The sequence below is a fragment of the Rhodoplanes elegans genome, assembly GCF_016653355.1.
Lineage (GTDB): Bacteria > Pseudomonadota > Alphaproteobacteria > Rhizobiales > Xanthobacteraceae > Rhodoplanes > Rhodoplanes elegans.
On the sequence record NZ_NHSK01000277.1, the window covers coordinates 1 to 6,384 of the forward strand.

Consider the following 6,384-nt stretch of genomic DNA (forward strand, 5'->3'; position numbering starts at 1 on the left):
GCAGGGGCATGGCGAGACGGTCCGGTGGAGCCGCCGCGACCGTCACATGAATAGTTGACTGAGTCAACTATATGCCGGTCGACTCTCCGCCCGTGATGCCGCTGCGCAGCCTGATCAGCCGCCGCCGGCCGATGCGATCGAGCAGCGCTTCCTCCGGCGCCGCGCCATCCGGGTGGCCGCCGAGGCTGTCGTAGAAGCGCCGGCCGATGAGCAGCCCCTGGTCCGGCGATGGGCGTCGCCGCACCGCCTCGCGCAGCAGCGCCATGGCCTGGCCGCCGAGCGACGGGTTCCCGGCCGGCTCGATGCGGAATACCGCGGCCATCTCGAGCGTGCCGCGCCGCTCCAGATCCTCGACGACCCGGATCGCCTCCTCGGCCCAGGCCGGGTCGGGCATCGCGCCGGGCCGCAGGAACAGGAGCCACGAGGCGCGCGCCGCCGTCGCCGCGGCGCGCAGCCGCGCCGCCGGCGGGTCGGGCGAGACCTGAACGTTGCAGCCGGCGATCTCGGCCACCTTTGTGGTCTCGTCCTGTGAGCCGCCGTCGGCGACGATCACCTCGCGCACCGCGCCGGCGACGGCCGCGCCGACCAGCACGGCCAGGGTGCGAACCAGGGCCCGCTCGCAATCGCGGGTCGGAATGACGACGCTCAGCATGACCCTCGTGCCCCTTCTTCCGGGGCCACTATACGGAGGCGGCACCGGAAATTCGATTCAATCGCGAAGAATTCGACACTCTGGTAGGGGCCGCCATCACGGTTAATTGTTCTTGTTATGTTCTCATTCTGCGCTTATGTTTCTCTCCATGAGCGCAGCATCCGCCCTTCGCCGCCTGCCCGATCCGGCCCGCATCGACGCCCGCCTGGGTGCCGAGGCCGCCCTTCGTCAGGTTCATCCGAGCCAGGTTCACCCGAGCCAGGTTCACCCGAGCCAGGTTCACCCGAGCCAGGCCCATCCGGGCAGCCTCCCCGGTTCCGCCGCTGTCGCGGCCGAGCGCCGGCGCGGCCGCGGGGCCGTCAGCAACGCGTCCGGCCGTTTCGAGCCGGTCGCCCGCGTCGCCTTCGACGACGGCTGGGAGAGCCTGGAGGCGCTGCCGCCCTTCGCCACGACCGTGACCACCGACACGGCCCGCAAGGTGATCACCCGCAACGAGTCGCCCGACATCTCGTTCGACCGCTCGATCAACCCGTATCGCGGCTGCGAGCACGGCTGCGTCTACTGCTTCGCCCGGCCGACCCACGCCTATCTCGGCCTGTCGCCCGGGCTCGACTTCGAGTCGAAGCTGTTCATGAAGCCGGACGCGCCCGAGCTTCTGGAGCGCGAGCTCGCCGCCAAGGGCTACGTGCCGAAGACCATCGCGATCGGCACCAACACCGACCCGTATCAGCCGATCGAGCGCAAGACCGGCCTGATGCGGCGCCTCCTGGAGGTGCTGGAGAAGGCCGGGCATCCGGTCGGCATCGTCACCAAGTCGGACCTGATCCTGCGCGATCTCGACATTCTCTCGCGCATGGCGGAACGCAAGTTGGTGCGGGTCGCCCTGTCGGTGACGACGCTGGACGCCAAGCTGTCGCGCCTGATGGAGCCGCGGGCGCCGACGCCGGCGCGCCGGCTCGCGGCGCTGCGCGGCCTCGCCGAGGCGGGCGTGCCGACGACCGTGATGGTGGCGCCGCTGGTGCCGGCCATCAACGACACCGAGATCGAGCGCATCCTCGACGCCGCCGCGGCGGCCGGGGTGGAAGGCGCCGGCTACGTGCTGCTGCGCCTGCCGCTCGAGGTGCGCGACATCTTTCGCGAGTGGCTCGTGACGCACTTTCCGGACCGCGAGCGGCACGTGTTCACGTTGATCCGCCAGATGCGCGGCGGCAAAGACTACGACGCCAAGTTCGGCCAGCGGATGACCGGCTCCGGCCCCTATGCCTGGATGCTCGGCCGCCGCTTCGAGAAGGCCTGCGACCGCCTCGGCCTCAACCTGCGGCGCACGGCGCTGACGGTCGAGCACTTCGTGCCGCCGGCGGCCAGGACGGCGCAGCTCGAGCTGTTCTGATCACGTCGGCCCGCGACCGCCGCGATCGTCGCCCGGAGAAGTGCCATGCCGACCGCCTGCTTCACCGTGATCACGCTCGGCGTCGCCGAGATGCGCACCAGCATCGCCTTCTACACGGCGCTCGGCTTCCAGCGCCGGCTGGCGGAGACGGGCGAGGCCGTGGCGTTCTTCGACACCGGTGGCAGCGTGCTGGCGCTCTATCCCTGGGACGCGCTGGCCGAGGATGCCGGCGTCGCGGTGACACCGCGGCCGGCGGGCTTTCGCGGCACGACGCTCGCCTGGAACTGCAACACCCACGACGAGGTCGACGTCGCCCTCGCTCATGCGCTCGCCTGCGGCGGAACGCGGGTCAAGCCGGCCGCGCCGACCGCCTATGGCGGCTATTCGGGATATTTCGCCGATCCCGACGGCCATCTCTGGGAGGTCGTCACGGCCCCGGGCCTGACCGTCTCGTCGGACGGCCGTCTCCGGTTCGCCGGCTGACCCGCGCGGCGGCGGACGGCGACGGCGCGTCCGGCGCCTGCGCGGTCTCGACCGTGCCGCCGTCCTCGTCCTCGGCGTCGCGCGCCTCGACCGCGTCCTCGACTTCGGCGCTGAGGCGCTGGTAGACGCCCAGCCCGATCACCACGACGATGCCGGCGACGAGCAGCAAGGTCGGGTAGATCAGGTACGGCACCTGGTCCTTGCCGACCCGGAACACGATGACCAGCGCCTCGAGGAAGATCGCGATGGCGATGGTCGAGATGAAGCGGGTCAAGCTGCGCCGCGCCTCGGCGGCGACCCGCTTCTCGCTGCCGCGCAGCACCTCCTCCTCGAACAGGTACTTGGCGATCTCGAAGGTCGCGATGGCGACCACGGAATAGCCGATGCCGGCGAGCGCGGCCGCGCCGACGTCGTCGCCGCGCCAGAAGGCGAGGGCGCATTCCACCATGGCGTCGCCCGCCAGCACGATGGCCAGCACCATCAGGATGACCGCGATGGCCGTGAACACGGCCCGCGACACCATGGCGAAGAACCCCGCCGCGGCGACGGCGGCGCGATCGGTGGTCTCGGTCGATGGGGCGGGGCCGGATCGGCGGACCGGGGAGCGGGACGGCGACTCATGGGCCGCGAGGGTGGCGGCGGCCGTGATCCTCGACCCGAAGCGCATCCCGCGCGGCCTCGACGACTCCAAGAAGCTCACCGCCGAGCGCCGCGCCGTGCTGTTCGAGCGCATCTGCGCGGTCGCCGAGGTCGGCGTCGCCATGGCGTCGCCGGCCCGCATCGACCGCGACAACATCCGCCAGGCCTCGCTGTGGGCGTTGGCGCGGGCCGTGAAGGCGCTGCCGCTCGTCCCGCGGCTCGTCTTCGTCGACGGCTGCGACCGCATCGAGGTCGCCTGCGACTGCGAGGCGGTTGTGTCGGGCGACGCCCTGGTGCTGTCGATCGCGGCCGCCTCGATCGTCGCCAAGGTGACGCGCGACCGGCTGATGGAGCAGGTCGGCGCGGCGTGCCCGGGCTACGGCTTCGAGCGCCACATGGGCTACGGCGTCCCCGAGCATCAGCGCGCGCTGGCCGCGCTGGGGGCGACGCCGCACCACCGCCGCTCCTTCGCGCCGGTGCGGGCGGTGTGCGCCGGGGAAGCCGACGGTGCCGAGGCGTGCGTCGATCCGCGCCGGATCGCTTCCTAGTCCCACCCGGGTTTGCTACGACGACGGCACGGCCGGCGCACCCCGGACGGCCGAGGCGGCGCCGCGCGGGCGGTCCCGTCCGCCACCCGATCCCGTCCACGCCAGAAACCGCGCGTACCGCCGCCGATGCTCCACGTCTCCCTGTTCGTCGAACTCCTGCGCGCCAATCCGCGCCTCGTGGTGTGGGCGGCCGCCCTCGTCCAGGCGACGCTGTGGTGGCTGGTGCCGACGCTGTTCTATGCGGCGCCGCCCGGCAACCTGCCGCTGATCATCGCGGTCGGCCACGAGTTCCAGCTCGGCTCCTACTGGGGGCCGCCGCTGGCGAGCTGGCTCGCCGAGATCGCCTTCGCGATCGCCGGGACGCCGGGCGTCTATCTGCTCTCCCAGGCCTGCGTGGTGGCGACCTACTGGGGCGTCTTCGCGCTCGGCCGCGCCATCGTCGGGCCGCGGCACGCGGCCATGGCCGTGCTGGTGATGGTCGGCATCGCGGTGCTCACCGTGCCGACGCCGGACTTCGGCCCGCCGATCCTCGCCATGCCGCTCACCGTCTTCGTCCTGCGCCATTACTGGCGGGTGATCGGCGAGGGGCGGCGCAGCGCCTGGTACGTGATGGCGATCGGCCTCGCGCTCCTGCTGCTCACCATGTATGCGGGCCTGATCCTGATCGCCGCCATCGCCGTGTTCACGGTGGCGAGCCGGCGCGGCCGCGAGATGCTGCTCGGCATCGAGCCGTGGGTGGCGCTGTTCCTGATCGCCGTGATCGTCCTGCCGCATCTCCTGTGGGTCGACATGTCGGGGGTGTGGGGCGTGTGGACGGGCGCCGCCGGTGGCGCCATCGAGCCGCTGGAGAAGCTCGGGCAGCTCCTCGGCGGGCTGGTGGTCGCCCATGTCGGGGTCGGGCTCCTGTACCTGATCGCGGTCGGCCTCAAGCCGCCGAAGGAGAAGTCGCCGACCTTCGCGCGAAAGCCGCTGACCGGGCTGGAGCGGCATTTCGTGCTGTTCTTCGCCACCGCGCTGCCGCTCGGGGCGGTCGTCGCCGGCGCCTTCATGGGCGACCGCGGGCCGATCGGCGGGCTCGGGCCCTACGTCGTGCTGTCCGGCCTCGCCATCGTGGTGCTGGCCGGCAACACCATCGTGCTGCAGCGACAGGGCCTCACCAGCCTCGCCTGGACCCTGCTCCTCGTCGCGCCGCCCGTCATCGCGGCCGCCTCGGTGGCGGTGCTGCCCTTCGTCTCCAAGACCGACGTGCCGATCGGCCAGCCGGCCGCGGCGATCGGCAAGTTCTTCGGCGACACCTTCGAGCGGCGCACCGGCAAGCCGCTGATGATCGTCGCGGGCGAGCCGCGGCTCGCCAGCCTGGTCGCCATCGCGGCGCCGTCGCGGCCGAGCTTCTATTTCGACGCGGCGCCCGACCGCACCCCGTGGGTGACGGGCGAGGAGCTGCGCAAGCGCGGCGCCATCGTGCTGTGGCCGACCGCCGACACCTCGACCACGGTGCCGCCCGACATCAAGGCGCGCTTCCCCGATCTCGTCGCCGAGGTGCCGCAGACCTTCTCGCGCACCATCCAGGGCCGCTTGCCGCTGATGCGCATCGGCTGGGGCATGCTGCGGCCGCAGTGACATTCGCGGCGCCGCCGCCGGTGTCCTTGAACCATTGACACGCCTCGCGCGACTTCGATCTAGTCGGGTCGCGACCCGTGCGGCCGGCCCGGCCGTGCGGTGGCGCGAGCTGCTCGGGAGGCCTCCGTGGCGCGGTGGGGCGCGGTGCTGGTCGGCGTCGTGATGATGGTGGTGGCGGGCGCGACGGCGGCGGCCGTGCCGGCGCGCGCCGAGACGCGCGTCGCGCTGGTCGTCGGCAACGCCGCCTATCGGCATGTCTCGCCGCTCGACAATCCGGCCCGCGACGCTCGGCTGATGGCACAGACGCTGCGCGAGCTCGGCTTCCGCCTGGTCGGCGACGGGCCGCAGGTCGATCTCGACAAGGGCGCACTCGATGCCGCCGTGCAGGCCTTCGGGGCCGCCCTGCAGGGGGCCGATGTCGGGCTCTTTTATTACGCCGGCCACGGCGTGCAGGTGCGCGGCGCCAACTTCCTGGTGCCGGTCGGCGCCAACCCGGTGCGCGAGGCCGACATCGACTTCCAGATGCTCGACACGGCGCTGGTGCTCCGCCAGATGGAGGCGGCCGGCACCCGGCTCAATCTCGTCATCCTCGACGCCTGCCGCAACAACCCGTTCGGCGGCCGCGGGCTGCGCTCCTCGGCGAGCGGCCTCGCCCAGATGCAGGCGCCGGAGGGCACGCTGATCTCCTTCGCCACCCAGCCCGGCAACGTCGCGCTCGACGGCAGCGCGGGCAACAGCCCCTACACGGCGGCGCTCGCCGCCACGCTGCGCCGACCCGGGCTCGACATCTTCCAGACCTTCAACGAGGTCGGCCTCGCCGTGAAGAAGACCACGGCCGGAGCGCAGCAGCCCTGGGTGTCGTCGTCGCCGATCGCCGGCACGTTTCAGTTCGCGGCCGCCCCGTCGTCCGCGGTGTCCACGCCGGCGCCCGCGCTCCCGTCCGTCTCGGGCGGCGGCGACGCCGAGCGGGTGTGGGCCGTCACGCGCGACACCACGAGCCTCGCCGTGCTGGAGGACTTCGTCCGCCAGTTCGGCGGCACGCCGTACGGCAG

7 protein-coding genes are annotated in these 6,384 nt (G+C 72.4%); 5 read left to right on the forward strand and 2 right to left on the reverse strand.

Going from position 1 to position 6,384, the window contains the following annotated elements; all coding sequences use genetic code 11:
- Nucleotides 1-67: 67 nt before the first annotated feature.
- Nucleotides 68-652, reverse strand: a complete 585-nt coding sequence (locus CCR97_RS28615; RefSeq protein ID WP_111360098.1) for a glycosyltransferase — start codon at nt 650-652, stop codon at nt 68-70.
- 148 nt (nt 653-800) lie between these two features.
- On the opposite strand from CCR97_RS28615, the gene CCR97_RS28620 reads away from it, so the two are divergent.
- Both CCR97_RS28620 and CCR97_RS28625 read left to right on the forward strand, forming a co-directional pair.
- Entirely contained in the window at nt 801-2,042 is a 1,242-nt protein-coding gene (locus CCR97_RS28620) for a PA0069 family radical SAM protein (RefSeq protein WP_201160123.1), read from the forward strand.
- A 45-nt stretch (nt 2,043-2,087) separates the two neighbouring features.
- The gene (locus CCR97_RS28625; RefSeq protein ID WP_111360598.1) at nt 2,088-2,525 is read left to right on the forward strand and encodes a VOC family protein; all 438 of its coding nucleotides are present in this window, start codon (nt 2,088-2,090) and stop codon (nt 2,523-2,525) included.
- On the opposite strand, the gene CCR97_RS28630 is transcribed toward CCR97_RS28625, so the two are convergent.
- Nucleotides 2,470-3,048: a GNAT family acetyltransferase gene (locus CCR97_RS28630; protein WP_201160127.1), complete on the reverse strand. Its 579-nt coding sequence runs from the start codon at nt 3,046-3,048 to the stop codon at nt 2,470-2,472. The genes CCR97_RS28625 and CCR97_RS28630 overlap by 56 nt on opposite strands.
- On the opposite strand from CCR97_RS28630, the gene CCR97_RS28635 reads away from it, so the two are divergent.
- The 3 genes from CCR97_RS28635 to CCR97_RS28645 form a co-directional block, all read left to right on the forward strand.
- Nucleotides 3,020-3,712 carry a ribonuclease HII gene (locus CCR97_RS28635; protein ID WP_244670732.1) on the forward strand — a complete coding sequence of 231 codons (693 nt, stop codon included), beginning with the start codon at nt 3,020-3,022 and terminating at the stop codon, nt 3,710-3,712. The two genes, CCR97_RS28630 and CCR97_RS28635, sit on opposite strands and share 29 nt — an antisense overlap.
- 126 nt (nt 3,713-3,838) lie before the next feature.
- The gene (locus CCR97_RS28640; RefSeq protein ID WP_201160125.1) at nt 3,839-5,332 is read left to right on the forward strand and encodes a glycosyltransferase family 39 protein; all 1,494 of its coding nucleotides are present in this window, start codon (nt 3,839-3,841) and stop codon (nt 5,330-5,332) included.
- Between the two features lie 162 nt (nt 5,333-5,494).
- Nucleotides 5,495-6,384: caspase family protein (locus tag CCR97_RS28645; RefSeq protein WP_201160126.1), on the forward strand; the 890-nt coding region annotated here is incomplete at its 3' end.

Bases quoted from the DNA above. Each gene is read 5' to 3' on its own strand.
- CCR97_RS28615 (WP_111360098.1), bottom strand. From the start codon at position 652: ATGCTGAGCGTCGTCATTCCGACCCGCGATTGCGAGCGGGCCCTGGTT.
- CCR97_RS28620 (WP_201160123.1), top strand. From the start codon at position 801: ATGAGCGCAGCATCCGCCCTTCGCCGCCTGCCCGATCCGGCCCGCATC.
- CCR97_RS28625 (WP_111360598.1), top strand. From the start codon at position 2,088: ATGCCGACCGCCTGCTTCACCGTGATCACGCTCGGCGTCGCCGAGATG.
- CCR97_RS28635 (WP_244670732.1), top strand. From the start codon at position 3,020: ATGGCCGTGAACACGGCCCGCGACACCATGGCGAAGAACCCCGCCGCG.
- CCR97_RS28630 (WP_201160127.1), bottom strand. From the start codon at position 3,048: ATGGTGTCGCGGGCCGTGTTCACGGCCATCGCGGTCATCCTGATGGTG.
- CCR97_RS28640 (WP_201160125.1), top strand. From the start codon at position 3,839: ATGCTCCACGTCTCCCTGTTCGTCGAACTCCTGCGCGCCAATCCGCGC.